Source organism: Rathayibacter oskolensis, assembly GCF_900177245.1.
Classification (GTDB): Bacteria; Actinomycetota; Actinomycetes; order Actinomycetales; family Microbacteriaceae; genus Rathayibacter; species Rathayibacter oskolensis.
In genome coordinates this window covers 59,459-84,355 of the sequence record NZ_FXBM01000001.1, presented here as the reverse complement: position 1 = coordinate 84,355, position 24,897 = coordinate 59,459, and the positions used below count along the sequence as shown (strand labels likewise).

The following is a 24,897-nucleotide window of genomic DNA, read 5'->3' as shown; positions in this document are numbered from 1 at the left end:
TCATGGTCGAGCTCCTTCGTGAGGGTGCCGGCGGCGTCTTCGTTCTTCCACGCTAGGCCGGAGGAGAGCGCTCCGCGCGGGGTTGCGCCCGATCTGCGGGAGGGTCGGGAGATCGGCGCTCGGGGAGGAGAACCCGGGGAGACGGGGTGTCGATCCGTCCAGGAGACGTCCAGACCACCTCCAGACGTCGGCGGGAGACTGACCGCCGCCGCCCCCTCCGGCGGCCCAGACGACTCGACGACCGGATCGACGCATGAACACACTCCTCGGGCTCAGCCTCGTCTCCGGACCCCTCGTCATCGGCGTCTACGCGATCGGCGGAGCGGCCCTCCTCCTCCTCGCCGCCGCCTTCGTCCGAGCCCGCAGGACCGGCCGGCGTCGCCGGCTCGCGCTGACCGTCGCCGTCCTCCTCGTCGGACTCCTCGGCGGCGTCGCGCTGGCGGCCCTGGTCGACGGAACGGACGGCCCCTTCGGCGTCGACTTCACCCCGGTGACGCGCGTCTGGATCGGCCTCGGGCTCGGCGGACTCGCGCTCGTCGCGATCGTGCTCGTGCACGCCCTCTCCGCGCGCCGGCTGCGCCGCGCCCTCGCCTCCCTCGGCGTCGGAGTGCTCGTCGTCGCAACCGCCGCGATGGCCGTGAACATCGACTTCGGCCAGTACCCGACGGTGCGCAGCGCGCTCGGCATCAGCGCCTACCCCACGGTCGCCGACCCCGTCCCGACACCGAGCGGCGACCACCCGAGCCTCGCCGACTGGACGCCGCCCGCCGACATGCCGGCCGTCGGCACGGTCTCGACCGTGACCATCCCGGCCACCGCCTCGAACTTCTCCGCCCGTGACGCGGTCGTCTACCTGCCGCCCGCCGCGCTCACGGCCGACCCGCCGCTCCTGCCCGTGATGGTGATGCTCTCGGGGCAGCCGGGCGTCCCCTCCGACCCGCTGTCGACCGAGAACCTGCAGAAGACCCTCGACGACTACGCCGCCGCGCACGCCGGGCTCGCTCCGATCGTGGTCTCACCCGACCAGCTCGGCGACCCCTCGGCCAACCCGATGTGCGTCGACTCGCCGCTCGGCGCCTCCGCGACCTATCTCACGGTCGACGTGCCGAACTGGATCCGCGCGAACCTCCCGGTGCTCGGTGACGCGCACGACTGGGCGATCGGCGGGCTCTCGCAGGGCGGCACCTGCGCCATCCAGCTCGGCGCCGGGTATCCGCAGCTGTTCGGCAACATCATCGACGCGTCGGGCGAGCTCGCACCCACCCTCGGCGACGACGCGACCACGATCGAGAAGGGCTTCGGAGGCAGCGCCGCGGCGTACGAGGCGGCGAAGCCCGCGAGCCTGCTCGCGGAGAACGCCCCCTACGCCGACTCCTTCGCCGTGTTCGGCGTGGGCGCGAACGACGCCGCGTTCGTCGACGGCGTGAAGACGCTCTACGCCGACGCGCAGGCAGCGGGGATGCAGGCGACCTACATCGAGGTGCCGGACAGTGCGCACGACGTGACGGCCTGGTCGACGGTGTTCGACAAGGGCCTGGAGCTGCTGGTCGCGCGCTGGAACCTCGTCCCCGCGTCCTGACGCGGTGAGCGTCCCGGCGCCCTGCAGAGTCAGCCGCGCCGGGACGCCTCGTCCTCGAGGAACCGCGGACGGCACGCCACGATGCCGCTGACCAGCAGCACCACCAGGCTCGCGAGGAGGAAGACGGAGGCGCCTCCCCAGCCGCCCTGCGCCTCGTAGAGCAGCCCGATCACCAGCGGCCCCGCGCACGCGAGCGCGTAGCCGAGACCCTGGGTCGCCCCCGACAGCACCGACGAGCCCGCGGTGGTGCGGGTGCGCGCATTCACGAGGGTGAGCGTCAGGGGGAACGTGCTCACGCCGAGCCCGAGGCAGACGACCCAGGCGACGGCGCCCTCGAGCGGCGCGACGAGGAGCCCGAGGTAGCCGACGGCGAGCAGTGCGACGCAGACCACGACGATGACGACCGGATTCCGCATCCCCAGCGTCAGCGGCGGGACGACGAAGGCGGCCCCCAGTCCGAAGATCGAGAAGAGCGCCAGCAGCGCGCCTCCCAGAGCCGGATCCGCTCCGGCGTCGACGAGGATCGTCGGCAGCCAGGTGATCACGGCGTAGGTGTTCAGCGCCGTCATCCCGAGCAGCAGCACCATCGCCCAGAGCAGCGGTGTGCGCCATGCGCCCGTGAGCCGCTCGGCGTGAGCCGCGGGCGCGGTGGTCGCCGTCTCGCGGGTCGCCAGCGCCAGCCATAGGAGGCAGGCGGTCGCCGTGAGCAGGGCCCAGCCGCCGACGGCCGAGCGCCAGCCCAGCGACTGGGCGAGCGGGACGGCGACGAGCGGCGCCACGAACTGGCCGACCTGGAGCAGCGCGAGGTAGAGCGAGCTCACGGCCCTGAGGCGGTCGGCGAAGTAGCGCTTCACGATCGGGATGATCAGCACGTTCGACATCCCGACCCCGGCGAGCGCGACGACGCTCGAGAGCACCAGCGCGAGCGGAGCCGGGCTGAGGGCGCGCAGGATCAGACCGGCGGTCGTGACGAGCGTGGCGGCAGCGAGGGTCCGCTCGAGTCCGAGGCGTCGCGCCGCGGCCGAGGCGACGAACCCGAAGACGGCGAACGAGGCCGTGACGATGGTTCCGAAGGCGCCGTAGAGGGCGGGGCCGAAGCCGAGGTCGGCGCCGATCGTCTCGAGCAGCGGACTGAAGCCGGTGACGGCGGTGCGCAGATTGAGCGCGGTCATCACGACCGCGGCGAGCGCCAGGGACGCGGTGGCGCCCCGGGTGCTCGTGATGACCGGACTCGACACGCTGAACCACCTCGGTAGGATGATGGGATGAATTCAGGCGAGCCTACCGCTCCGACGGCCGCCCCGTTCGAGCGCGAGAGCGTCATCGACCACGTCACCGCGCTCTTCCACGAAGAGATCAGCTCGGGGCGATGGAGGGTCGGGGGCAGGATCCCGGTCGAGACCGAGCTCGTGCGCTGGACGGGCGCCGGGCGCAACTCGGTCCGCGAGGCGGTCCAGGCCCTGGTGCAGGCCGGACTCGTCCGGCGGGAGCAGGGCCGGGGCACCTTCGTGATCGCGCGGTCGCAGCTCACCCAGTCGCTGCGGAGGCGGCTCCCCAGCGCCGGGCGCCGCGACGGACTCGAGCTGCGGTTCGCGATCGACGGGGCGACCGCTGCGCTGGCGGCCGAGCGGCGCACCGCCTCCGACATCGCGATCCTGCGCGAACTCCTCGACCGGCGGGCACGCTCGTGGGTCGGGTCCGACCTCTCCGAGCGGATCGCGGCGGACACCGCCCTGCACCGGGCCGTCGCCGTCGCCACGCACAACGAGCTGTTCGTGGAGCTCTACGACGGGCTGGTCGAGCTGTTCGAGTCGGTGCTCAGCGTCGATGTCGTCGGCGAGGTCGACGAGCACGCGCGCCGGCACGAGCTGCTGGTGCGGGCGATCGCGGCCGGTGATCCTGTGGAGGCGCGTCGTCAGATCGAGGAGCTGCTGACTCCGCTGGTCGATCGGGCCTCGTGACGGCACCCCGGCCTCGTGACGGCACCCCCGCCTGCCGTGCGGGTCGCCCTCTCTCGGCCGCCGGAGCGAAGCCGATCAGGCCGTCGGGCGCCGGGTCGACCAGAGGGCCCAGGCCACCAGCACGGGCTGGAACAGCAGCCGGACGGCGCGCTTGCGGTCGGTGTCGAGACCGAACGCGCTGGTGCGGGTGAGCCACTGCGAGACGTTGCCGGGGAAGATCGCGGTGAAGAAGGCCGCCGCGGCGGTACCGACCAGCGGAGCGCGGCGACGCGCCAGCACGAGCGAGGCACCGAGCGCGATCTCGACGACTCCGGAGGCGAGCACCACCGTGTCCTTGTCGAGCGGCACCCACTCGGGGACCTGAGCCTGGAACTCCTCGCGTGCGCGGGTGAGGTGGCTCACCCCCGCGAAGACGAGGGCGGAGCCGAGGAGCACTCGGGCTCCGGTGCGGACGACGGACGACGCGGAGGAGGACATGGGCTCCATCGTGACGGATACGCTCGACGCGATCGGAGCGTCCCGCGGTTTCCGCACGGATGTGCTCGGCGGGGGGTGTGCGGTGACCCGAGCCGGTGTCGGTGGCCGCCCGTACGCTGATCGGGTGACAGACCGCATCCTCGTTCTCACCACCGGCGGCACGATCGACAAGGAGTACTCGCTCGCGGGCGAGCTCGAGATCGGCGAGCCGACCGTGCCGCGCCTCCTCGAGCCCGTGCTGTCGACGCTCCGGTTCCGCATCGAGCCGGTGCTCGCGAAGGACAGCCTCGACCTCGACGACGACGACCGAGCGCTCATCCGGGAGCGGGTCCTCGGCGCCGAGGAGGACCGCATCGTCATCACCCACGGCACCGACACCATGACGACGACGGCCGAGGCGATCGGCGTCGTCCGCGACCGCGTCGTCGTGCTCACCGGCGCGATGCAGCCCGCGCGGATGCGCGACAGCGACGCCTCCTTCAACCTCGGCGTCGCTGTGGCGGCGGTCCAGCTGCTGCCCCCGGGCGTCTACCTCGCGATGAGCGGGCGGGTGCTTCCGGCCGGCTCCGTCGTCAAGGACCGAGCGGCGGGGGTCTTCCTCCCGGCGTGAAGGAGGCTCCGTCCCGCAGCCGTCGCAGCTTCGCCAGCCCGATGACCGCCGCGATCGGCTTCACGAGGAGGATCTCGCCGAGCCGGTACTCGTCCGCGCGCACCAGTCGCCGCGCGAGATCGGGGCGCTGCCGCCAGAGGTACGCCCGAGCCTTCTCGGCGTGCAGCGAGTGCGAGACGATCTTGATCGTGTCGCACGACGCGATCAGCGGCACCGCGTTCGCGATGTTCTCCCACGTCGTCCGACTGTCGCAGTCCAGCAGGACCGGGCCGGAGCAGCCCCGATCCTCGCGCGCGTACCGCGCCATCAGCACCGCCTCGGGCACCGCGCCTCCGACGCTCCCGCCGCAGAGCACGAGCACGCTCTCCACGGCCCGCGGATCCCTCGACCGCAGTCCCGCACGGACTCGGTACCGGTTGGCGGCGTTCGCCCGCACTCCGCGATTCCGGAAGCCGAGGACGACGACGGCCTCCCGCCCGGGCGAGGGGCTCGGGCTCCCGAGTCGCCGACACGACGCCCGCCAGTGCTGCCACTCGGCCCAGCCGAGGACGGCCGCGACGAGGCCGACCGGCAGCAGGAGGAGGCGACCGCGCATCCGCCCACGATAGGACGCTCGTACAGCAGGACCCCCGCCCTACGCTCGGAGCATGGCCACGATCTTCGACGCCCTCGACGAGTCCCTCACGGCGTGGATCCGGGCGCAGCCGATGTGGTTCGTCGCGACCGCTCCCCTGTCGGCGGACGGGCACGTCAACATCTCGCCGCGCGGCCTCGACTCGTTCTCGGTGCTGAGCCCGCACCGGGTCGCCTGGGTCGACTACACCGGCAGCGGCGTCGAGACGATCGCGCACCTCCGCGAGAACCGGCGCGTCTGCCTGATGTTCGCCTCGTTCGACACTCGCCCGCGCATCGTCCGGCTGCACGGTCTCGGGTCGGTGTCGCTGCCGGGCGAGACCGCGTTCGACGAGGTCGTCGCGTTGCATCCCGGGCACCCGAGCACGAGGGCGGTCATCACCGTCGACCTCACCCGCATCAGCGACGCCTGCGGCTGGGGAGTGCCGATCATGGAGCTGACCGGCGAGCGCGACCTCCTCCGCCTGCAGGCCGAGAAGAAGGGCCCGGAGGCGATGGCCGAGTACCGTGCCACGAGGAACGCGCGGAGCATCGACGGGCTGCCCGGGTTCCCGCTCGACGGCTGAGCCGCCCGGTGGCGAGCCTTGCGCGGCCGTCGCGGGATGTGGTGCGGTGGAGCATGGACTTCTTCCCCGCCGACCCGCCCCAGGACGAGAGCGTCGCCGTCGAGAGCGAGCCGGAGCCGTGGCGCGCGCCGCCCGAGAACGAGGTCCCCGCCCTCTTCCCGCTCTCCGAGGTGCTCGCGGTGGCCGAGGACGTCGCGATCATCGCCACCGGCGTCCGCGTCTACAGCACCGGCGTCGAGTTCTCGATCGAGCGCCGGATGAGGCGCGGCGGGATGTCGGAGGAGGAGTGGCAGCTGGCGCAGATGGGCTTCCACGGCCACCACGGCGTCGGTTCGCCCGGCAGGATGCGGTACGGACTCGGCCTCTCCGACGGTCAGCACCTCGTCCTCGACCGGTCGTGGGGCGGCGAGCAGGAGCCGCGTGACGGCTCGCGGCACGTGCTCACGATGACCGGCGGAAGCGGGGGCGGCTCCGATCGCTTCCACACCTCCGAGGAGGGGCTGTGGCTCTGGCCGCTGCCCCCGGAGGGCCCGCTCGAGCTCGTCGTCCAGTGGCCCGACCGGGGGGTGCCCGAGTCGCGGACCGTGATCGACGCCACGTCCCTGCGGGCGCTCGCCGCCGAGGCCGCGCCGATCTGGCCGTGAGTCGCGCCCGCATTCGAGAGCACAGGAGGTGACCGTGTCCGACGCCAGGGACAGGGCCGCGCGCTACGCCGCCGAGCGGGGTGCCGGTGACGACTCCACCGCCGGCTCCCTGCCGGAGAACGCGGAGGACCGGGCCGCGTTCATCGAGACGACGATCCAGCAGGCCATCCGGCGCGGGGAGTTCGACGACCTCCCGGGAGCCGGCAAGCCGCTCCAGGGCCTCGGCGCCTCGCACGATCCGGACTGGTGGATCCGCCGCAAGATCGAGACCGAGAACCTCACCGGGCTCGGGCCGGCAGCGTTCCTCCTGCGTGCGGAGGACCGGCGGCTGGACGGCGACCTCGACCGCCTCAACCGCGAGTCCGAGGTCCGAGCGATGCTCGTCGACTTCAACAGCCGGGTCGTCGAGGCGCGGCGGCAGCTGCTCGGCGGCCCGCCGGTGGTGACACCGCTGCGCGACGTCGACGCCGAGGTCGCGGCGTGGTCGGAGCGCCGGGCCGCGAGGCGGGCCGCCGTGGTCGAGCCGGAGCCCCCGCGTCGCCGACGCTGGTGGCGGCGGGGCTGACGCGCACCACTTCGGGCATCCCCGTCCGTAGGCTCGACCCGTGGCGGCATCGCGGACGGACGTGCTCGTGGTCGGCGGTGGGCCGGTCGGGGTGTTCCTCGGCGCGCTGCTCGCCCGCGCGGGGGTCGCGGTGCAGGTCTGGGAGCGGCGCACCGACGTGCCTGCGGGATCGCGCGCGATCGGCATCCACCCGCCGTCGCTCGACGCGTTCGCGGCCATCGACGCCGCAGGGCCGGTGCTGGCCGAGGCCGCCCTGGTGCGGCAGGGTGTCGCGCGCAGCCGCGGGCGCACCCTCGGCACCCTGTCGTTCGCGCGGGCCTCGAGCACGCACCCCTACGTCGTCACGCTCGACCAGCAGCGCACGGAGGCGATCCTCCGCGATCGCCTGCTCGCGCTCGATCCGGGGGCGCTGCGGCCGGGTGTCGCGGTGACCGCGCTGCGGCGGCACCGCGACCGCGTCGAGGTCACCGGCACCGACCAGAGCGGCGGAGGCGTCGCGATCAGCGCGTCGTTCGTCGTCGGCGCCGACGGGGCGCGCAGCACCGTGCGCGAGCTGCTCGGCATCGCGACCACCGGCCGCGACTACCCCGACCGCTACCTCATGGGCGATTTCGCCGACCCCGAGGAGGCCTCGTGGCTGTCGTCGGCGCTGGTCGACGTCGGCCCGGCCGGCGTCGTCGAGTCGTTCCCGCTGCCGGGCGGGCGGAGGCGGTACGTCGCTCTCCGGGCCGACGGCGATGCGGGAGACCCGGCCTGGGGGCCCGAGCCCGACCCGCAGGCGGCGGAGGCGCTCGCCTCCATCGTGCGCGCGCGGACCGGCGCGGCCCCCGACCCGGCGAGCTGCACGATGACCAGCGGCTTCCGGGTCCGCCGCCGCGCCGCCGAGCGCACCGGAGTCGGCAGGGTCGTGCTGATCGGCGACGCGGCGCACGAGATCAGCCCGATCGGCGGGCAGGGGATGAACCTCGGCTGGCTCGACGCCGCCGAGCTCGCGCCGATCCTGGCCGACGCCGTCCGCACCGGTGCCGAGGGGCCGTGGCCCGCCTTCGCGCGACGCCGGAGCGTCGTCGCGGGTCGTGCGGCGCGGCAGGCGGAGGCGAACATGGCGCTCGGGCGTCCGGCCGGCGGCCTCGCGCTGCTCGGCCGGGAAGCGGCGCTGCGATCGGCCCTGGCGCTGCCCACGGGCGAGCTGCTCGCTCGGGTCTACGCGATGCGCTGGTCCTGACCGCGCGGCGCGACTCCGCTCGGCGCGACTCCGTGCGGCGCGACTCCGGAGCGGCCGCTCAGGCGACGAGTCGCGCGCCCGACAGGCCCAGCTCGACCACGAGCACGAGCGACGCGATGATCACCAGCCGGAACAGCGTCCTGGTCGGCGGCCCGGTCGTCACGAGGCGGATGCCGAGGGCCGCGAGCACGACCACCGCGGCGGTGCCCACAGCGGCGAGAGCGACTCCGACGCCGCGCACCGGCTCGTCGCCGACGAGCTGCCCGAGCAGCACCAGCACGGCCGCGACGACGAGGGAGCCGAACGCGACGACTCCCGAGAGCCTCAGCCCGAGCCGGTGCGGGAAGCCGCGGACCCCCGTCGCCGCGTCGTCGACGAGATCGGGGAGGACGTTCGTGCAGTGGATCGCCACTCCGAACACCGCGCCCGTCGCGATCGCCCACCAGGCGGGGAGCTGACCGCCGCCCGCCGCGACCGCCACCACCGGGAGCAGCCCGAACGCGACGACGAACGGAGCCACCGACCACGCGGTGCGCTTGAGCCCGGCGTCGTAGGCCCAGCCCGCGCCGACGAGCACCAGGTGCGCGACGGCCGCGACCGGGCCGAGGAGGAGCGAGAGCACCACGGCCGCCGCCGCGGTGCCGAACGCGGCGGCACGCACTGCTCCGACGCTGATCCGACCGAGGGCGACCGGCTTGTCGGCGCGGCCGACCGCCCGGTCGCGATCGGCGTCGATCCAGTCGTTCGCGAGCCCGATCGAGAGCTGCCCGGCGAGCACCGCGAGGGCGACCAGCAACACGGTCCCGAGCGGGTGGCCCGAGGCGGCCGCGATCACGGTCGCGAGGACCGTCACCGTGAGGGTCGGCCCGGGGTGCGACGAGGCCAGGAGGAGGCGCACCCGCGAGATCATCCCGCCAGCCTACGGGCGGAGGGAGCGGGCCCATCAGGCGGTTGCGCTCCCCTGCTCCGACCTCCCGGCGATGTACTCGGCCGAAACATCGGCGTGGGAGCCTTGCCCTGACGGAATGGGCCGGCCCGCGCTGTCGTTGCACGGGTGGGTTCGAAACAGATCCGAGGGAGACCACGTGGACGTCGTGCGCTGGCTGTTCGACGCGCAGCTCGTGATCGGAGACCAGACGATCCTCTGGCGGGAGGTCATCGGCAACATCTTCGGGCTCCTCAGCGCCCTCGGCGGCATGCGCCGGAAGGTCTGGGCGTGGCCGGTGGGCCTCGTCGGCAACGTGCTGCTGTTCACCGTCTTCATGGGCGCGCTGTTCGACACCCCGAATCCCGTCAACCTCCTGGGCCAGGCGGGACGCCAGGTGATGTTCATCATCGTGAGCATCTACGGCTGGTACCGCTGGACGCACCGCCCCGACGCCGCGACGACCATGATCGAGCCGCGCTGGGCCTCCTGGCGTACCCGCGGTCTGCTGGTGGCCGGGATGGTCGGCGGCACCGCGGTGCTCACTCCGGTGTTCCGCGCGCTCGGCTCGTACGAGCCGGTGTGGAGCGACGCGTGGATCTTCGTCGGGTCGCTGCTGGCCACGTACGGCATGGCCAAGGGCTGGGTCGAGTTCTGGCTGATCTGGGTGGCGGTCGACCTCGTCGGGGTGCCGCTGCTGTTCTCGGCGGGCTACTACGCCTCCGGCCTGATGTACGTCTTCTACGGCGCGTTCACGCTGACCGGCTTCTTCGTCTGGCTGCGTCAGGCGCGGCGTCCGGTGCCCCCGCTCGTCACCGTCGGCTGACCGGGCTCCGCTCCGCTCCGCGGGATCAGAGCGCGCGCGTGCAGTCCGCGCAGAGGCCGAAGACGTCGACGACGTGGTGCGCGTCGGTGAATCCGTTCTGCGCCGCGACGGAGCGCGCCCAGGTCTCGACCTCGTCGGCCGCGATCTCGACCGTGAGTCCGCAGCGCCGGCAGATCAGGTGGTGGTGGTGCGTGCCGGGCGTGCACGCGCGGTAGAGGCTCTCGCCCTCGGGCGACTGCAGCGAGTCGGCCTCGCCCTCCCCCGCGAGGTCCGAGAGCGCTCGATAGACGGTCGCGAGTCCGATCGGCGATCCGGAGGCGTGCAGCGCGCTGTGCAGACCCTGCGCGCTCACGAAGTCGTCGCGCCCCGTCAGCGCCTCGCGCACGGCCTCGCGCTGCCACGTGTTCCGCTTGACCACCGGGCCACCGTCCTTCCGCATCCCGCCGGCCACGCTACGCGCCCGCCCCGACGGCCGGCCGGGAGCGGCCCCTCCGGATGCCCTTGCGGCCGGCGATGCGGCACACCACGTAGATCGTGAACGAGATCGTGGTGACGTAGGGGCTGATCGGCACGGAGCCGCCGAGCGCCAGCAGGATCCCGCCGACCAGGGAGCCGACCGCGAAGAGCACGCTGAGCAGCGGCACCACGATCGGCGAGGCCGAGAGCCGCAGAGCCGCGGCGGCGGGAGTCACCAGGACCGCGAGGACGAGCAGCGAGCCGACGATCTGCACCGAGACGGCGACGGCGAGACCCAGCAGCAGCATGAAGGCGATCGACAGGCCGCGCGTCGGGATCCCGCGCGCGGTCGCCACGTCGGCGTCGACGCTCGCGAAGGTGAGGGGTCGCCAGATCAGCGCGAGGCCGATCACGACCACGACCGAGATCGCGATCAGCCAGCCGAGCTGCGGGTCGTCGACGGCGACGATCTGCCCGGTGAGCAGGCCGAACTTGTTCGCGCTGCGGCCCGGGTAGAGCGCGAGGCAGAGGATCCCGAGGCCCAGGCCGAACGGCATCAGCACCGCGATGATCGAGTTGCGGTCTCTCGCGCGCGTGCCGAGCAGCCCGATCAGCAGGGCGGCGACGAGCGAGCCGACGATCGAGCCCTGCACCACTCCGATGCCCAGCAGCAGTCCCGCGGAGGCACCGGCGAACGACAGCTCGCTGATCCCGTGCACCGCGAACGCCATGTCGCGCGACATCACGAAGACGCCGATGAGCCCGCCCACGACGCCTAGCACGGCTCCCGCGATGACCGAGTTCATCAGCAGCGCGAGCAGCGCGCCGTAGTCCGAGAAGTCGAAGATCTGCGACCAGACGTCGTCGCTCATGCGCGCTCGCCCTCGTGAGCGTGACCGTGCTCGTGCACGTGGGAGTGGTCGGGCGCGCCCACCACGATCACGCGGCCGCGCGCGCGGATGACGTCGACCGGGGCGTCGTAGAGCTCGCTGAGCACCTCCGAGCGCAGCACCTCGTCGGGTGTGCCGACGCGGAATCGGCCGCCGGCGAGGTAGAGCACCCGGTCGACCATCCCGAGCACCGGATTCACGTCGTGCGTGACGAAGAGGACGCCGAGGTTCCGCTCCCTCCGGTGCCGGTCGATCAGCTCGCTCACCGCGCGCTGGTGCGCGAGGTCGAGCGCGATCAGGGGCTCGTCGCAGAGCAGGAGCGCGGGGTCGCCCGCGAGCGCCTGGCCGACGCGGACCCGCTGCTGCTCGCCTCCGGAGAGGCTGCCGATGGGGGCGTCGCCGAAGCCGCTCGCGCCGACCGCCGCGAGCAGCGCGTCGACCTGCGCCCGCCGCGAGCGCGAGGGGAGCGGCAGGCCGAAGCGGTGGCCGTCGATGCCCAGGCCGATGAGATCGCGCGCCCGCAGCGGCGTGCCGTCGTCCGCGAGCTTCTGCTGGGGGACATAGCCGATGCGGCGGTTGCCGCGGTGCACCGGGCCGCCGAGCACCCTCAGCTCGCCCGCGCTCAGCGGCTGCTGCCCGAGCACGGCCTTGAGCAGACTCGTCTTGCCGGATCCGTTCGCGCCGAGGACGGCGATGAACTCGCCCGCCCGCACGTCGAGGTCGACGCCGCTCCAGAGCTCGCGGTCGCCGAAGCGGAGCCCGGCGCCGCGAAGCTGCAGCACCGAGGGGCCCGCCTCCTCGGAGACGGGCCCGGACGGCGAGGTCGAGGTCACGACGAGAGCGCCCCCTCGAGCGCGTCGAGGTTCGCCGTCATCCAGGCGACGTAGCCGTCGCCCTCGGGCAGCGTCTCGGTGACGCCGACCGCGGGGATCCCGGCCTGCTCCGCCGCGTCGAGCACGGCGTCGGTCTGCGCCCCCTCGGTCTGCTCGTTGTAGACCAGGGCGTCGACGGTCCCGTCCGAGAAGAGCGCGAGGGTGTCCTGCAGCGTGGTCGCCGGCACGTCGGTGCCCTCCTCGATCGCTTCGCTGAACGCCTCCGGAGTCTCGTTCACGAGCCCGAGGGCATCGGTGAGGTAGAGGGGCACCGGCTCGGTGATCGCGATCGATCGGCCGCCCAGCGTGCCCGACAGCTCGCCCTGACGCTGGACGAGGGCGTCGATCTGGCCGCCGAGGGTCTGCACGTTCGCCGTGTAGGTGGCCGTGTTCGCGGGGTCGATCGTCGAGAGCTGGTCGCCGATCACGGTCACCACGTCGCGCACGGCGGCGAGGTCGTACCAGACGTGCTCGTTGTAGTCGGCGTGCTCGTGGCCGTCGGTGTCGTCGTGGGCGTCGGTGTCGTCGTGGGCGTCCTCGCCCTCGCCCTCGTGGTCGTGCTCGTCCTCGAGCCCGGCGGCGACCGTCGCGGTGATCACGGCGGCGTCCGAGGAGGCGGCGTCGAGCATGGGCTCGATGAAGGAGTCGTAGCCTCCGCCGTTCTCGATCACGAGCGCGGCGTCCGAGAGGGCGAGCTGGTCGCGGGCGGTCGCCTCGTACTCGTGCGGGTCCTTGTCGGGGCTGTCGATGATGCTGGTGACCTCGACCAGGTCGCCGCCGACGCTCTGGGCGAGGTCGCCGTAGACGTCGGTGGAGGCGACGATGCGGACGGGGCCGCCGTCGCTCGCGGTGTCGGAGGCGGCGCCGGTGCCCGAGCAGGCGGACAGGGCGAGGACGGTGGCGCCAAGCAGGGCCGCGAGGGCGGGCGTGCGGCGCTTCGGAGTGTCGTGCTTCGAAGTGTCGTGCTTCGGGGTGCGGGTCGTCACGGTGCGGGTGATCGCCGAGGAGGTGTTCACGGGGAGAGCCAATCTAGGTCCGGAGTCGGACGGTCGGTGTGGCCCCACGGTAGCCACTATTGATAACGATTGTCAAAATCGCGTCGGCGCAGCTCCCGCCCTGACCGCTCGGGGTCGCGACCGGCCGGCACCGGGGCTTGTAGCGTGGGAGGCCGAGCGGAGGAGGACCGTGGCCGTCACCCTGCACGACGTCGCCCGCGTCGCCGACGTCTCGATCAAGACGGTGTCGAACGTCATCAACGACTACCCGCACATCCGCCCCGCGACGCGGGCGCGCGTCGAGGCGGCGATCGCCGAGCTCGGCTACCGGCCCAACCTCTCGGCGCGCAGCCTCCGCCGGGGTCGCACCGGCGTGATCGGTCTCGCCCTGCCCGAGCTGAGCCTCCCCTACTTCGCCGAGCTCGCCGACAGCGTCATGCGCGCCGCCGACAGGCGCGGCCTCACCGTGCTGATCGAGCAGACCGAGGGCGACCCCGAGCGCGAGCGGAGCGTCCTCACCAGCGCGCGGCGGCAGCTCACCGACGGACTGCTCTTCAGCCCGCTCGGACTCGGCAGCGCCGACGAGGAGGCGCTCGCGGTGGACTTCCCGCTCGTCCTGCTCGGCGAGCGCATCTTCACCGACCGCACCGACCACGTGACGATGCAGAACGTCGCCGCCGCCCGGGCCGCGACCGCGCACCTCCTCGAGGCGGGGCGCACGAGGATCGTCGCCCTCGGCTCGCACGCCGACAGCGGGGTGAGCTCGGCCTCGCTCCGCCTGCAGGGCTACCGCGAGGCACTCGCCGCCGCGGGGATCGCCCCCGACGACCGGCTCATCGGCGCCTCGGGGCCGTGGCGCCGCTCGGGCGGGGCCGAGGCGATGCGGCGGATCCTCGACTCCGGTCTCGCCTTCGACGGCGTCTTCGCCCTCAACGACACCCTGGCGCTCGGCGCGATCCGCGCGCTCCAGGAGGCGGGCGTGCGGGTACCCGAGGACGTGGCCGTGATCGGCTTCGACGACATCGACGAGGCGCGCTACTCCTCACCCAGCCTCTCGAGCGTCGACTCCGGCCGGGACGAGATCGCGCAGACCGCCGTCGACGTCCTCCAGTCGCGGATCGACGGCAGCGCGACCTCGTCGCCCGGGCTGCACGAGGCCTCCTTCACCGTCGTGCCCCGGGAGTCGAGCGCTGCCGGCTGAGCCGGCGCGGCCGCTCAGCCGCAGGCGCAGACCTCTCGGCGGATCCACTCCCCCGCCTCGGAGCCCGCCAGCTCGCCCCGGCGCAGGAGGCGACTCCACTCAACCGCGCGACGGGTGAGGCGGTCGTCCGCGGAGCCCTTCCTGTCGCCGCCGGCCGTGCGCAGGAACAGGCGGGCGAGTCCACCGCCGAGGTAGAGCGTCGCCCCCGCGACTCCGGCGAAGTGCCGAGCCTGGCCGCGGGTCCCGTCGTCGTACGGACCGAGGAAACCCCGGCCGCGGATCCGGTTGCGGCCGCCGCCGAGCAGGTCGATCGCGCCGAGGGGGCCGGGCCGGATGCCCGCGACCTCGGTCGCGACCGAGCGGATCAGCGCGCGGGGAGGCGGCGACGACGCGGCGAGCGCGTCGACGCGGTCGGCGAGGATCAGGCAGGCGTTCGAGGGGGCCACCCGTCCATCCGAGCACAGCGCGACTGGACGCGAGCGGAGAGCTTGACAGGGAGGAGCGGACCGCGCACCATCGCTTGTACAACGTTAGAAACGACGGGCGGCGCTCACCGAGGAGCGCCACCTCCGCAGACGGCGGAGCCCGTCGTCGCCCCGAAAGGCTCCCCCATGACCGACGCCTCCCGCGCCGCCGCGCGCATCACCCTCGATCCCGCCGCGGTCGTCGCGCCCGTGAATCCCCGGCTGTTCGGCTCGTTCGTCGAGCACCTCGGCCGCTGCGTGTACGACGGCATCTACGAGCCCGGGCACCCCACCGCGAACGAGGACGGCTTCCGCCTCGACGTGGTCGAGCTGGTCAAGGAGCTCGGCTCCACGACCATCCGCTACCCCGGCGGCAACTTCGTGTCCGGCTACCGCTGGGAGGACGGGGTCGGCCCGCGCGAGGGGCGACCGCGCCGCCGCGACCTGGCCTGGCACTCGCTCGAGACCAACGAGGTCGGGCTCGACGACTTCGCGAGGTGGGCGAAGCTCACGGGCAGCGAGATCATGTACGCCGTGAACCTCGGCACGCGCGGGGTGATGGAGGCGCTCGACGTCCTCGAGTACGCCAACGGACCCGCGGGCACCGCCCTCGCCGACCAGCGCATCGCGAACGGCGCGGCCGAGCCGCACGACATCCGGATGTGGTGCCTCGGCAACGAGATGGACGGGCCCTGGCAGGTCGGGCACATGAACGCCGAGGACTACGGCAAGCTCGCCTCGCGCACGGCCAAGGCGCTCAAGATCGCCGACCCGTCCCTCGAGCTGGTCGTCTGCGGCTCGTCGGGATCGAGCATGCCGACGTTCGGCGAGTGGGAGCGCGTCGTGCTCGAGCACACCTACGACGACGTCGAGTACGTCTCGTGCCACGCCTACTACCAGGAGTACGGCGGCGACCTGGGCTCGTTCCTCGCCTCGTCGCTCGAGATGGAGTACTTCATCACGACGGTCGCCGCGACGGTCGATCACGTGAAGCACAAGCTCCGCAAGACCAAGGACATCAAGCTCTCCTTCGACGAGTGGAACGTCTGGTACCTCGAGGAGTGGCAGGCGAAGGAGAAGGCGGACGCGGAGGGCGACCAGACCACGCGCGAGTGGGCCTACGCCCCGCGCCTGCTCGAGGACGTCTACTCCGTCGCCGACGCGGTCGTCGTCGGCAACCTCCTGATCACGCTGCTGAAGAACTCCGACCGGGTCACCTCCGCCTCGCTCGCGCAGCTCGTCAACGTGATCGCGCCGATCATGACCGAGCCCGGAGGCGCCGCCTGGCGTCAGACCACCTTCTTCCCGTTCGCGACGACCGCGCGCCTCGCCTCCGGGTCGGTGCTCAGGCCGCGCATCGAGGTCGGCTCCTACCCGACCGCCCGGCACGGCGACGCGCCGCTGGTCGACTCGGTGGCGACGCTCGACGACGGTCGCGCGTCGGTGTTCCTCGTCAACCGCTCGACGAGCGAGTCGCTCGAGGTGTCCGTCGACGTGAGCGGCCTCGGCGTCACGAGCGTCGCAGAGGCGGTCGCCCTGTTCGACGAGGACCCCTATGCGAAGAACACGAAGGACGACCAGGAGCGCGTCGGCCTCCGCGCCGCGTCGGCCGAGCTGGTCGACGGCGTGCTGACGCTGACCCTCCCGCCCGTGTCGTGGACGGCGGTCGCGCTGACGGCGTAGCCGCTCAGCTCTGGTTCCGCAGGCGGCGAGCGACCAGGCCGCGCAGATCGGCGAGCGTCCGCCCCGAGAGGCTCGGCCAGATCGTCCGGTCGCCGCCCTCCTCGAGGACGGCGTCGTGCGGCACTCCGACAGGGACGGCTCCGGAGGCGATCGCGGCGGCGAGCCCGGTCGGCGAGTCCTCGACCGCAATGCAGTGCGCGACGTCGACGCCGAGACGTGTCGCCGCCAGCAGGTACGGCTCCGGATGCGGCTTGCCCTGCACGACGTCGTCGCCCGTCACGACGGTGGCCAGAGGCACCTCTGCCGCGAGGGCGTCGACGACGACCTGCGCGACCGGGCGCGACGAGGTCGTGACGATCGCCTGGGGGATCCCGGCGCCCGCGACCTCGCGCATCAGCTCGCGCGCACCCGGCCGCCAGGAGAGCTCGCGGTGCATCTCGGCGAGCACGTCGTTCTCGAGGGAGGAGGCGAGCGCGTCGTCCTCGAGCGCGACGCCCGCCGCCTGCAGCGCCTCCACGGTCTGCTGCATCGTGCTGCCGATCAGCGTGACCGCGTCGGCCTGAGTCCAGACGCAGCCGAACCGCTCCGCGAGGGCGGCCTGCGCACGGATCCAGGCGGGCTCGGAGACGACGAGTGTCCCGTCCATGTCCCAGAGGACGGCGGCGGGGTCGGTGGGGTCGTGAGGGGGCATGCCCCGACGCTACACATCGGCGCCCGCGCACTCCTGACCGGCCGCTCACCCTCGTCTGCGCCGGCTCGCGTACGCCGATCCGCGCCCCGGCCCGCGGCCCCTCTTCCGCCGAACGGAGATTCCTTCTAAGATCATGACCGTCGATGACAAATCGTTTTGTCAACCGAATCGCGCGGACTGATCCGCCGCGATCTGCACTCGAAGAGGAGCCAGCATGCACATTCCCGTTCTCACCCGACGGACCGTCCTCCAGGCGGTCACGACCATCACCGCCGTCGGCACCGCCTGGGCGCACCAGCCGGCGGCAGCCGCCACCTCGATCGAACCGGTCATCGAGACCGCGATCGGTCGCTACGTCATGGTGGGCCTGCTGTGAGCGGCACCGCGGTCGACCTGAAGAACGCGGCGGCCGATCTGGCCAGGGGGATCTTCGCCTCGAACGTCTACGACGTGACGCTGTGGAAGGTCCGTGGTCGCGCGGTCACCGCGCAGGACGACCTCGGCGCCGTGATCAACGACATCATCAGCGACGTCAAGCGGAAGCAGCCCGACCAGGCCGACAAGCCGGGCGCCGTCGTCTACATCCCGCCGGGCACCTACTCCCTGAAGACGCGTGTCGTGGTCGATGTCAGCTACCTCACGATCCGCGGATCCGGGCACGGCTTCACCTCGCTCAGCATCCGGTACAACTCGGGCGACACCTCCGCGTGGAAGGAGGTGAACCCGGGCGGGAGCCACGTGCGGGTCGAGAACACGGACGGCCACTCGGAGGCGTTCCTCGTCTCGAGGACAGCAGACCCGCGGCTGAGCTCGGTGACGTTCGAGAACTTCTGTCTCGACGGGGTCTCGTTCGGTGCGGACCAGAACTCCTATCGCAACGGCAAGGTCGGCATCCGCTTCGCCACGGCGACGGACGCGACGCGGGTGCGCGGGATGGGCATGGTGTACCTCGAGCGCGGCCTGATCGTGCAGGACGCCGACGCGCTGGACGTCTCGGGCAACTTCCTCGCCGAGTGCGGCAGCTGCATCGAGCTCGTCGGCTCCGGGCAGGCGTCGAAGGTGGCCGACAACCACCTCGGAGCCGGACCGATCGGCTTCTCACTCTTCGCCGAAGCCCACAACGGGCTCCTGATCACGGGCAACAACGTGTTCCCGCGGGGCATCGACTCGGTGCACCTGAAGAACTGCTACCGCTCCGCGATCACCTCGAACCGACTGCACTCCTTCTACCCCGGCATGATCACGCTCGAGGGCAACTGCAAGGAGAACCTGATCGGGGCCAACGTGCTCGAACGGCAGGTGGAGACCTACGGGCCGTTCATCGGCGTCGGCAACGGCCGCGACGACCTGTTCGGAGTGGTGCAGGTGAACGGCGACGGCAACACGATCACCGGCAACCACGTGTCGCTGATCATGCCGCCGGAGCAGGTCGCCCCCGCCGGCGCGACAGCGGCCGTCTTCCGGGTGCAGTCGGGCGATCAGAACCAGATCGGTGCGAACCACGTGATCACGAACCTCGTCGTCCACACCGTGGTCCTCGACGCGGGCACGACGAACTCGCACGTGTTCGACAGCGGCACCGAGGCGCAGTTCAGCACCGCGACGACCAGCTACGGCTTCCGCCCCACCCCCTGACCCCGTCGAGAGAGCACGGAGGGGTGGCGGCGCCACCGGCCGCCTCCCCTCCTACGTCCATCCGCAGTACTGCACGAGAGCGAGCACCGATGCCCAGCGCCCATTACTACGACGTCACGACCTGGCCCGTCGGCGATCCGACCGAGGACGTCGGCGAGGTGCTGAACAGCATCCTCGACGACATCCGAGCGCGGCAGACGGCCACCGATGAGCTCGACGGCGGGAAGCCCGGAGCGGTGATCCACCTCCCGCCCGGCGATTACCCCCTCCGCACCCAGGTCGTCATCGACATCAGCTATCTGAGGATCCAGGGGTCGGGTCACGGCTTCACGTCCTCCAGCATCCGCTTCAACGTGCCCGAGGAGGAGTGGGCCGGTCTGCACGAGCTGTGGCCGGGCGGCAGTCGGATCCTGGTGCAGCTCGACGCAGGCGCGGACCAGGAGGCGGGCGCCGCGTTCGTCGTCCGCCGAGAGGGCAGCCCGCGGATCAGCTCGGTCGAGTTCGTCGACTTCTGCCTCGACGGCCTGCACTTCGTGGCCGACGAGTCGGACGCACTCCCCGAGAACACGTATGTCAACGGGCGCACCGGGATCCTCGTCGCGAGCGCGAACGACTCGTTCCGCATCAGCGGGATGGGCTTCGTCTACCTCGAGCACGCGCTGACGATCCACCACGCCGACGCGCTCTCCGTGCACGACAACTTCCTCGCCGAGTGCGGCAGCTGCATCGAGCTGCTGGGCTGGGGGCAGGCGTCGAAGATCACCGACAACCTGCTCGGTGCAGGGCCGCGCGGTCACTCGATCCGGGCCGAGAACCACGGCGGGCTGCTGATCACCGCGAACAACGTGTTCCCTCGGGGCGCGAGCAGCGTGCACCTCAGCGCGGTGACGCGCTCGAGCGTCGTCTCGAACCGCCTCCACTCGTTCTATCCCGGCATGGTGCGGCTCGACGCCGGGAGCTCCGAGAACCTCGTCGCCTCGAACCACTTCCTGCGCGATCACGAGCCGTGGACGCCGTTCCTCGGGGTCGACAACGGCCTGGACGACGACTTCGGCCTGCTGCGGATCGACGGCAGCGACAACTCCGTGCTCGCCAATCACTTCTCGGAGGTCGTGGACGCCCGGCAGGTCCGACCCGGGGGGACCGCGCCGGTGATCGTCCTGCTCGTCGGCGGCAGCGGCAACCAGGTCTCGGGGAACCACATGGTGGGCAAGGACGTCCGTGCCGCCTCGGGCGGATCCGCCTTCGAGGCGCAGGTCGACGCGCTCCTCTCGACGGAGGCTTCCGACCACCTGCCTCTGACGACCGTGCTGGTCGAGGCCGGGTCGGCGCGCAACACGATCCTCGACTCCGGCACCGAGACCGAGGTGCTCGCCGACCGCGCCGTCAACGCCGTTCGGGCCACGCCCTCGATCCCGTCCTGAGGACGCGGAGGGAGTCGCCCGCGGCTCCCTCCGCGTCAGTCGAGGGCGGACGCGGACGCCCGGCCGCCGTGCACCCGCACCGACACCGCCGGCGCGATGGGTCCGCCCAGAACTCCGGCCGTGGTCACCGCCTCCAGCACCGGCCCGTCGAGGACCACGGCGACGGGGCCGCCCGCGTGCGGCGCGGTCCACGGCTCCGATCCCTCCCGCTCCAGCACGAGCTCCCCCGCGCTCCACACGAGCGCGGTCGACGGAGCGATCTCGAGGCGATCGCCGGAGTGCTCCGGCGTCCAGTCGATGCGCACGGGGCCGTCCCCCGCCTCACCCGGCTCGACCGGACGGACACCCGACCACGCCGGGTGAGGCAGCAGCACGAGCCTCTCCTCGCGCACTGCGAGCAGGTGCGGGAGGCTGAGCGCGCTGCTCCAGCCGGCCTCCGCGTCCTCGACGTCGCGCATCCAGAACATCAAGCAGGGGCGGCCCTCGGCGTCGCGGAAGAACGAGGGCGCATAGTAGGAGTCGCCGAAGCTGAGCCGTCCCCAGTCGCGCGCCTCGAAGCGCCCCTCGGCGTAGTCGCCGATCCCGTAGGCCGCGTAGTGCAGCACGTCCGCGTCCCAGACCGAGCTGATCAGCACGTGGCGGCCGTCGACCTCGACGACCTGCGGGCACTCCCACAGCGCCCCTGTCCACACGGGTTCGCGCTCGCTCGAGGAGCGTCGCGCGGCGACTCCGTCGTACTCCCACGAGGCGAGATCGCTCGACGTGTAGGTGATCGCCTGCGCTTCGCCCGTCGACGTGCCGGCCCCGACGAACATCCGCCAGCCGTCGCCCTCGCGCAGCACGAAGGGGTCGCGGAAGACCACGACGTCCGCCTCCGCCGGCGCGTCGAGGAGCACCGGCCCCTTCTCCCAGCGGTCCCAGCTCTCGTCGACCGGTCGTGCGACGCGGATCCGCCCCCGCGCGTAGTCGTCTGCGACGGTCGAGGTGTAGAGGATCCTCGCGCCGTCCTCGGCCACCACGAGGCTGCCCGTCCAGATCCCGCCGTCCCCGTCGCCCGGAGCGAGCGCGATCGGACGGTGCTCCCAGTGCAGGAGGTCCGTCGCGACCGCGTGACCCCAGTGGCAGTTCGGCGCCCAGACGGCCGAGCCCGGGACGTACTGATGGAAGAGGTGGTAGCGCCCCTCGTGGAAGGTGATCCCGTGCGGATCGTTGATCCAGCCGGTCGCGGCCGTGAAGTGGATCCGGGGGCGGACGGCGGCGGAGACGGCGCGCTCGGCGGCATCCGGAGAGGTGGTGGTCATGGAAGTGACAATACGTTTTGGCAAAACGTATTGTCAATCTTCGGGATTCGTTGCATGCTGGGGTCCCGGGGCCGTCGTCGACACCGGCCCACCCCCTCCCTCCGCTCAAGCGCTCTCGATTGGAGCCGAAGTGATGTCGCTTCGCAGACCTGCTTCCCGCCCTGCCCGCCGACTCCTCCAGGTCGGCGCCGTCGCCCTCACGGCCGCCGTCGTCCTCACCGGCTGCGGTGCCGGCGGCGGCACCGGCGCCTCCGGCGACGCCGACACCGTGACCGTTCTCGTCGAAGCGGGCGGCCACGGCGAACTGCAGCCGATCGCCGACCAGTACGCCGAGGAGACCGGAACCTCGATCGAGTTCGTCGAGCTCCCCTACGACGGCCTCTACAACCGCCTGAACAGCGAGTTCTCCTCAGGCAGCGTCTCGTTCGACGTGGCCGCCCTCGACGCCATCTGGCTGCCCGCCTTCGCCGGCGCGGTCACTCCGCTCGACGACCTCTACACCGATGACGTCGTCTCCGACCTGTTCCCCTCCCTCGTCCAGGAGGCGCAGGTCGACGGCAGCTACGTCGGCATGCCCGCGTGGACCAACTCCGAGATCCTCTACTACCGCACCGACCTCTTCGAGGACCCGGCGCAGCAGGCGGCGTTCAAGGACGAGTACGGCTACGACCTCGTGCCGCCCACCACCTGGCAGCAGTACACCGACGCCGCCGAGTTCTTCACCCAGGACACCGACGGCGACGGCACCCCCGACCTCTACGGCACCGACGTCAAGGGCGCCGTCGAGACGGAGTGGCTCGCCACCCTCTCGCAGACCGGAGAGACCACCATGGTCACCGACACCGACGGGACCGTCTCGCTCGGCGACGCCGACAGCAAGAAGGCGCTCGACTTCTACACCAGCCTGCTGCCCTACTCCCCTCCCGGCGCGGCGCAGCTCGACTGGGCCGGCGCGCAGAACCTGTTCAACCAGGGCAAGACCGCGATGATGCGCTTCTGGGCGCACGCCTACCGCCAGATCCCCGCCGACGCGGCCGTCGCCGGGAACGTGGGCGTCGCCCCGATGATCGGCGGCGACGCCGGACCCGCGGGAGTCCCCGGAGCCTGGTACCTCTCGGTCGCGAAGGCGAGCCAGAAGCAGGAGAAGGCGCTCGAGTTCGTGCAGTACGCCTTCGACCACAACGAGCTGAGCGCCGACACGAGCCTCGGGCTCGCGTCCCGCATCTCGGTGCTCGAGAAGTACGCCGACGTCGAGGGCTACGAGAACTACGGGCCGCTGCTCGACACTCTGAACTCCCCCGCCACGCTGCCCCGCCCGGCGGTGGCCGAGTGGCAGCAGATCGTCGACACCGTGCTCGTGCCGATGCTGCAGAAGGCCGTCGAGCCGGGAGCCGACAACCAGGCCCTCCTCGACGCGGCGAAGCAGCAGGTCGAGTCGCTGGTGGCCCAGTGACCTCCACGACCGGCGCACCTCCGGTGACCGCCGCCCGGCCGGGGACGTCCCCGGCCGGGCCCGGGCGCCGGGCCCCGCGCCGCGGCCTCACCGATCGCCGCTTCGCGGCGCTGCTGATGGTACCCGCCGCCCTCTTCCTGGCGGCCTTCGTCGGATGGCCGCTCCTGCAGTTCGTCGGCGACTCCTTCTTCGAGATCGATCCGATCGCCGGCAGCCGCGCGTTCGTCGGTCTCGGCAACTACCTCACCGCGTTCGGCTCGCCCGACTTCCTCAACGCGTCCTGGCGGACGCTCGTCTACACGGTCGTGGTGGTCGCGCTCGAGTTCGTCCTCGGCCTGGGCGTCGCCCTGCTGTTCACGGCGCTCGGCGACGCGTCGCGGGTGTTCCGGACGATCTTCCTGTACCCGCTGATGATCGCCCCGATCGTGGCCGGACTGCTCTGGCGGTTCCTCCTGATCGACAACTTCGGCATCGTCAACGAGGTCCTGAGCCGCGTCGGCATCCTGTCCTCGCCCGGGCAGATCGCCTGGCTGAGCGACCCGTCGATCGCGCTCTTCTCTGTCGCGATCCCGGACATCTGGCTGACCACGTCGTTCATCACCCTGGTGCTGTTCGCCGGGCTGCAGAACATCCCCGGTGACGTGATTGAGGCCGCGCGCCTGGACGGCGCCCGGTACCACTCGATCCTCTTCCGCATCGTCATCCCGCTCCTGCGGCCGGTGATCGCGGTCGCGCTCATCCTGCGCGGGATCGACGCGGCGCGGGCGTTCGACGTCATCCTCATCCAGACCAACGGTGGACCGCAGCAGAGCACCGAGACGATGTCGCTGCTGATCTACCGCACCATGATCCGGTTCGGCGATCCGGGGCTCGCGAGCGCGATGGGCACGGTGTACCTCGTCGTGATGCTCGCCGTCGCCCTCGTCGCGATCCTCACGATCTGGCGACCCGGAGGAGAGAGCACCTCGTGAACGGACTCGAAGCCACCCGCGTCGGCCCGCGGACGATCATCTGGATCGTCCTCGCCCTCGCCGTCGTCCTCTACGGATTCCCTTTCGTCTACATGCTGCTGACGTCGTTCAAGACGCCGCTCGAGACGATCGCCGTCCCCCCTCGGATCCTGCCCACGCAGTGGACACTCGACAACTACGCCGCGGCTCTCAGCCGTGACGGCGTGGTCGCCTCGTTCATCAACAGCGTCGTCACCGCGATCCTGAGCACCGCCGTCTCGCTCGTCCTGGCGATCCCCGCGGCCTACGCGGTGACGCGCTTCCGCACGCGGCTCGGCAGGATCTTCATCGTCGGCGCGCTCGTGATGCGCATGGTCCCGCCGATCGTCGTGGGCGCTCCGATGATCTCGATCTTCCGCACGCTCGGCATCGCCGACACCTCCCTCGCTCTGGCGATCGCGCACACCACGATCTCGCTCCCTCTCTCCATCTGGCTCATGTCGAGCTTCTTCGAGGCGGTCCCGGGCGAGCTCGAGGAGGCGGCCAAGATCGACGGGGCCTCGAGACTCGGCGCGCTGTGGCGCGTCGTGATCCCGGTCACGGCGGGCGGAGTCGCGGTCACCGCGATCTTCGCGTTCCTCGCGTCCTGGAACGAGTTCCTCTTCGCCCTCCTGCTCACCGCGGTGCGCGCCCAGACGACTCCGATCGTGATCGCCAACTTCCAGACGCAGTTCGGGCTCGACTGGGGCGCGATGACAGCACTCGCCGTGCTCTACTCGCTCCCCGTCATCCTGCTGACCCTCGTCCTGCAGCGGCACATCGTCGCCGGCCTCACCCTCGGTGCGGTCAAGGGATGAGCGGCTCTGCGGGC

Annotated in this window: 27 protein-coding genes; 16 read left to right on the top strand and 11 right to left on the bottom strand. The window is 72.0% G+C overall.

Going from position 1 to position 24,897, the window contains the following annotated elements:
- Positions 1-253 precede the first annotated feature (253 nt).
- Entirely contained in the window at positions 254-1,579 is a 1,326-nt protein-coding gene (locus B9Y99_RS00395) for an alpha/beta hydrolase (RefSeq protein ID WP_085474645.1), read from the top strand.
- 29 nt (positions 1,580-1,608) lie between these two features.
- Here B9Y99_RS00395 and B9Y99_RS00390 read toward each other — a convergent pair whose 3' ends face one another.
- Complete coding sequence (locus B9Y99_RS00390) at positions 1,609-2,817, bottom strand: MFS transporter (RefSeq protein WP_208856863.1); 1,209 nt, start codon at positions 2,815-2,817, stop codon at positions 1,609-1,611.
- Positions 2,818-2,844: 27 nt separating this feature from the next.
- On the opposite strand from B9Y99_RS00390, the gene B9Y99_RS00385 reads away from it, so the two are divergent.
- The gene (locus B9Y99_RS00385; RefSeq protein ID WP_085474644.1) at positions 2,845-3,540 is read left to right on the top strand and encodes a FadR/GntR family transcriptional regulator; all 696 of its coding nucleotides are present in this window, start codon (positions 2,845-2,847) and stop codon (positions 3,538-3,540) included.
- A 75-nt stretch (positions 3,541-3,615) separates the two neighbouring features.
- Here B9Y99_RS00385 and B9Y99_RS00380 read toward each other — a convergent pair whose 3' ends face one another.
- On the bottom strand, positions 3,616-4,017 hold the full coding sequence (locus B9Y99_RS00380; protein WP_085474643.1) for a DoxX family protein: 402 nt from the start codon (positions 4,015-4,017) through the stop codon (positions 3,616-3,618).
- 124 nt (positions 4,018-4,141) lie between these two features.
- On the opposite strand from B9Y99_RS00380, the gene B9Y99_RS00375 reads away from it, so the two are divergent.
- Positions 4,142-4,627 (top strand): asparaginase domain-containing protein, encoded by a 486-nt coding sequence (locus B9Y99_RS00375; protein WP_244274730.1) that lies wholly within the window; start codon positions 4,142-4,144, stop codon positions 4,625-4,627.
- Here the strand turns inward: B9Y99_RS00375 and B9Y99_RS00370 are convergent.
- Complete coding sequence (locus B9Y99_RS00370; protein WP_085474642.1) at positions 4,590-5,222, bottom strand: YdcF family protein; 633 nt, start codon at positions 5,220-5,222, stop codon at positions 4,590-4,592. The genes B9Y99_RS00375 and B9Y99_RS00370 overlap by 38 nt on opposite strands.
- Before the next feature lie 52 nt (positions 5,223-5,274).
- Between B9Y99_RS00370 and B9Y99_RS00365 the strand changes: the two genes are divergently transcribed.
- Genes B9Y99_RS00365 through B9Y99_RS00350 form a run of 4 tightly spaced genes read left to right on the top strand, consistent with a single transcriptional unit; the run spans position 5,275 to position 8,260 of the window.
- Positions 5,275-5,826 (top strand): pyridoxamine 5'-phosphate oxidase family protein, encoded by a 552-nt coding sequence (locus tag B9Y99_RS00365; RefSeq protein WP_085474641.1) that lies wholly within the window; start codon positions 5,275-5,277, stop codon positions 5,824-5,826.
- Between the two features lie 53 nt (positions 5,827-5,879).
- The gene (locus tag B9Y99_RS00360; protein WP_085474640.1) at positions 5,880-6,470 is read left to right on the top strand and encodes a hypothetical protein; all 591 of its coding nucleotides are present in this window, start codon (positions 5,880-5,882) and stop codon (positions 6,468-6,470) included.
- Positions 6,471-6,504: 34 nt separating this feature from the next.
- Positions 6,505-7,035 carry a DnaJ family domain-containing protein gene (locus B9Y99_RS00355; RefSeq protein ID WP_085476165.1) on the top strand — a complete coding sequence of 177 codons (531 nt, stop codon included), beginning with the start codon at positions 6,505-6,507 and terminating at the stop codon, positions 7,033-7,035.
- Positions 7,036-7,075: 40 nt separating this feature from the next.
- Positions 7,076-8,260 carry an FAD-dependent oxidoreductase gene (locus B9Y99_RS00350; RefSeq protein WP_129587835.1) on the top strand — a complete coding sequence of 395 codons (1,185 nt, stop codon included), beginning with the start codon at positions 7,076-7,078 and terminating at the stop codon, positions 8,258-8,260.
- A 58-nt stretch (positions 8,261-8,318) separates the two neighbouring features.
- Here B9Y99_RS00350 and B9Y99_RS00345 read toward each other — a convergent pair whose 3' ends face one another.
- The gene (locus B9Y99_RS00345) at positions 8,319-9,170 is read right to left on the bottom strand and encodes a UbiA family prenyltransferase (RefSeq protein ID WP_085474639.1); all 852 of its coding nucleotides are present in this window, start codon (positions 9,168-9,170) and stop codon (positions 8,319-8,321) included.
- A gap of 175 nt (positions 9,171-9,345) precedes the next feature.
- Between B9Y99_RS00345 and pnuC the strand changes: the two genes are divergently transcribed.
- Positions 9,346-10,011: a nicotinamide riboside transporter PnuC gene (pnuC, locus tag B9Y99_RS00340; RefSeq protein WP_129587834.1), complete on the top strand. Its 666-nt coding sequence runs from the start codon at positions 9,346-9,348 to the stop codon at positions 10,009-10,011.
- A gap of 25 nt (positions 10,012-10,036) precedes the next feature.
- Here the strand turns inward: pnuC and B9Y99_RS00335 are convergent, their stop codons facing one another.
- Genes B9Y99_RS00335 through B9Y99_RS00320 form a run of 4 tightly spaced genes read right to left on the bottom strand, consistent with a single transcriptional unit; the run spans position 10,037 to position 13,245 of the window.
- Positions 10,037-10,450 (bottom strand): Fur family transcriptional regulator, encoded by a 414-nt coding sequence (locus B9Y99_RS00335; protein WP_244274729.1) that lies wholly within the window; start codon positions 10,448-10,450, stop codon positions 10,037-10,039.
- A gap of 13 nt (positions 10,451-10,463) precedes the next feature.
- Positions 10,464-11,339, bottom strand: a complete 876-nt coding sequence (locus B9Y99_RS00330; RefSeq protein ID WP_085474636.1) for a metal ABC transporter permease — start codon at positions 11,337-11,339, stop codon at positions 10,464-10,466.
- Positions 11,336-12,190: a metal ABC transporter ATP-binding protein gene (locus B9Y99_RS00325; RefSeq protein ID WP_085474635.1), complete on the bottom strand. Its 855-nt coding sequence runs from the start codon at positions 12,188-12,190 to the stop codon at positions 11,336-11,338. The genes B9Y99_RS00330 and B9Y99_RS00325 overlap by 4 nt, the downstream gene beginning before the upstream one ends.
- Complete coding sequence (locus B9Y99_RS00320) at positions 12,187-13,245, bottom strand: metal ABC transporter solute-binding protein, Zn/Mn family (protein WP_244274728.1); 1,059 nt, start codon at positions 13,243-13,245, stop codon at positions 12,187-12,189. Before B9Y99_RS00320 ends, B9Y99_RS00325 begins: the two co-directional genes overlap by 4 nt.
- Before the next feature lie 169 nt (positions 13,246-13,414).
- On the opposite strand from B9Y99_RS00320, the gene B9Y99_RS00315 reads away from it, so the two are divergent.
- Positions 13,415-14,425 (top strand): LacI family DNA-binding transcriptional regulator, encoded by a 1,011-nt coding sequence (locus B9Y99_RS00315; RefSeq protein ID WP_085474634.1) that lies wholly within the window; start codon positions 13,415-13,417, stop codon positions 14,423-14,425.
- 14 nt (positions 14,426-14,439) lie between these two features.
- On the opposite strand, the gene B9Y99_RS00310 is transcribed toward B9Y99_RS00315, so the two are convergent.
- Positions 14,440-14,871, bottom strand: coding sequence for a hypothetical protein (locus B9Y99_RS00310; RefSeq protein ID WP_085474633.1), 432 nt, complete (start codon positions 14,869-14,871; stop codon positions 14,440-14,442).
- Positions 14,872-15,036: 165 nt separating this feature from the next.
- On the opposite strand from B9Y99_RS00310, the gene arfA reads away from it, so the two are divergent.
- Complete coding sequence (gene arfA, locus B9Y99_RS00305; RefSeq protein WP_085474632.1) at positions 15,037-16,572, top strand: arabinosylfuranosidase ArfA; 1,536 nt, start codon at positions 15,037-15,039, stop codon at positions 16,570-16,572.
- Between the two features lie 4 nt (positions 16,573-16,576).
- Here arfA and B9Y99_RS00300 read toward each other — a convergent pair whose 3' ends face one another.
- Complete coding sequence (locus B9Y99_RS00300) at positions 16,577-17,263, bottom strand: HAD family hydrolase (protein WP_085474631.1); 687 nt, start codon at positions 17,261-17,263, stop codon at positions 16,577-16,579.
- A 214-nt stretch (positions 17,264-17,477) separates the two neighbouring features.
- Between B9Y99_RS00300 and B9Y99_RS18675 the strand changes: the two genes are divergently transcribed.
- The 3 genes from B9Y99_RS18675 to B9Y99_RS00290 all read left to right on the top strand — a co-directional run bounded on the left by B9Y99_RS18675 (position 17,478) and on the right by B9Y99_RS00290 (position 20,322).
- A complete protein-coding gene (locus B9Y99_RS18675) occupies positions 17,478-17,639 on the top strand; it encodes a hypothetical protein (protein WP_165759497.1) in 162 nt (53 codons plus the stop codon).
- Positions 17,636-18,898: a NosD domain-containing protein gene (locus B9Y99_RS00295; RefSeq protein WP_244274727.1), complete on the top strand. Its 1,263-nt coding sequence runs from the start codon at positions 17,636-17,638 to the stop codon at positions 18,896-18,898. Before B9Y99_RS18675 ends, B9Y99_RS00295 begins: the two co-directional genes overlap by 4 nt.
- An 89-nt stretch (positions 18,899-18,987) precedes the next feature.
- Positions 18,988-20,322, top strand: a complete 1,335-nt coding sequence (locus B9Y99_RS00290; RefSeq protein ID WP_085474630.1) for a NosD domain-containing protein — start codon at positions 18,988-18,990, stop codon at positions 20,320-20,322.
- Between the two features lie 35 nt (positions 20,323-20,357).
- Here B9Y99_RS00290 and B9Y99_RS00285 read toward each other — a convergent pair whose 3' ends face one another.
- Positions 20,358-21,623, bottom strand: coding sequence for a glycoside hydrolase family 32 protein (locus B9Y99_RS00285; protein WP_085474629.1), 1,266 nt, complete (start codon positions 21,621-21,623; stop codon positions 20,358-20,360).
- Between the two features lie 133 nt (positions 21,624-21,756).
- Here B9Y99_RS00285 and B9Y99_RS00280 point away from each other — a divergent pair, with 133 nt between their 5' ends.
- The 3 genes from B9Y99_RS00280 to B9Y99_RS00270 all read left to right on the top strand — a co-directional run bounded on the left by B9Y99_RS00280 (position 21,757) and on the right by B9Y99_RS00270 (position 24,883).
- Complete coding sequence (locus B9Y99_RS00280) at positions 21,757-23,076, top strand: ABC transporter substrate-binding protein (protein WP_085474628.1); 1,320 nt, start codon at positions 21,757-21,759, stop codon at positions 23,074-23,076.
- 116 nt (positions 23,077-23,192) lie between these two features.
- Positions 23,193-24,047: a carbohydrate ABC transporter permease gene (locus tag B9Y99_RS00275; protein ID WP_085476162.1), complete on the top strand. Its 855-nt coding sequence runs from the start codon at positions 23,193-23,195 to the stop codon at positions 24,045-24,047.
- A complete protein-coding gene (locus tag B9Y99_RS00270; RefSeq protein WP_085474627.1) occupies positions 24,044-24,883 on the top strand; it encodes a carbohydrate ABC transporter permease in 840 nt (279 codons plus the stop codon). The genes B9Y99_RS00275 and B9Y99_RS00270 overlap by 4 nt, the downstream gene beginning before the upstream one ends.
- The last annotated feature ends 14 nt before the right edge of the window (positions 24,884-24,897 follow it).

What these genes read in the sequence shown, in the direction of transcription:
- B9Y99_RS00395 (WP_085474645.1), top strand. Translation starts at nt 254, where the DNA reads ATGAACACACTCCTCGGGCTCAGCCTCGTCTCCGGACCCCTCGTCATC.
- B9Y99_RS00385 (WP_085474644.1), top strand. Translation starts at nt 2,845, where the DNA reads ATGAATTCAGGCGAGCCTACCGCTCCGACGGCCGCCCCGTTCGAGCGC.
- B9Y99_RS00380 (WP_085474643.1), bottom strand. Translation starts at nt 4,017, where the DNA reads ATGTCCTCCTCCGCGTCGTCCGTCGTCCGCACCGGAGCCCGAGTGCTC.
- B9Y99_RS00370 (WP_085474642.1), bottom strand. Translation starts at nt 5,222, where the DNA reads ATGCGCGGTCGCCTCCTCCTGCTGCCGGTCGGCCTCGTCGCGGCCGTC.
- B9Y99_RS00365 (WP_085474641.1), top strand. Translation starts at nt 5,275, where the DNA reads ATGGCCACGATCTTCGACGCCCTCGACGAGTCCCTCACGGCGTGGATC.
- B9Y99_RS00360 (WP_085474640.1), top strand. Translation starts at nt 5,880, where the DNA reads ATGGACTTCTTCCCCGCCGACCCGCCCCAGGACGAGAGCGTCGCCGTC.
- B9Y99_RS00345 (WP_085474639.1), bottom strand. Translation starts at nt 9,170, where the DNA reads ATGATCTCGCGGGTGCGCCTCCTCCTGGCCTCGTCGCACCCCGGGCCG.
- B9Y99_RS00335 (WP_244274729.1), bottom strand. Translation starts at nt 10,450, where the DNA reads ATGCGGAAGGACGGTGGCCCGGTGGTCAAGCGGAACACGTGGCAGCGC.
- B9Y99_RS00330 (WP_085474636.1), bottom strand. Translation starts at nt 11,339, where the DNA reads ATGAGCGACGACGTCTGGTCGCAGATCTTCGACTTCTCGGACTACGGC.
- arfA (WP_085474632.1), top strand. Translation starts at nt 15,037, where the DNA reads ATGACCGACGCCTCCCGCGCCGCCGCGCGCATCACCCTCGATCCCGCC.
- B9Y99_RS00300 (WP_085474631.1), bottom strand. Translation starts at nt 17,263, where the DNA reads ATGCCCCCTCACGACCCCACCGACCCCGCCGCCGTCCTCTGGGACATG.
- B9Y99_RS18675 (WP_165759497.1), top strand. Translation starts at nt 17,478, where the DNA reads ATGCACATTCCCGTTCTCACCCGACGGACCGTCCTCCAGGCGGTCACG.
- B9Y99_RS00290 (WP_085474630.1), top strand. Translation starts at nt 18,988, where the DNA reads ATGCCCAGCGCCCATTACTACGACGTCACGACCTGGCCCGTCGGCGAT.
- B9Y99_RS00285 (WP_085474629.1), bottom strand. Translation starts at nt 21,623, where the DNA reads ATGACCACCACCTCTCCGGATGCCGCCGAGCGCGCCGTCTCCGCCGCC.
- B9Y99_RS00280 (WP_085474628.1), top strand. Translation starts at nt 21,757, where the DNA reads ATGTCGCTTCGCAGACCTGCTTCCCGCCCTGCCCGCCGACTCCTCCAG.
- B9Y99_RS00275 (WP_085476162.1), top strand. Translation starts at nt 23,193, where the DNA reads ATGGTACCCGCCGCCCTCTTCCTGGCGGCCTTCGTCGGATGGCCGCTC.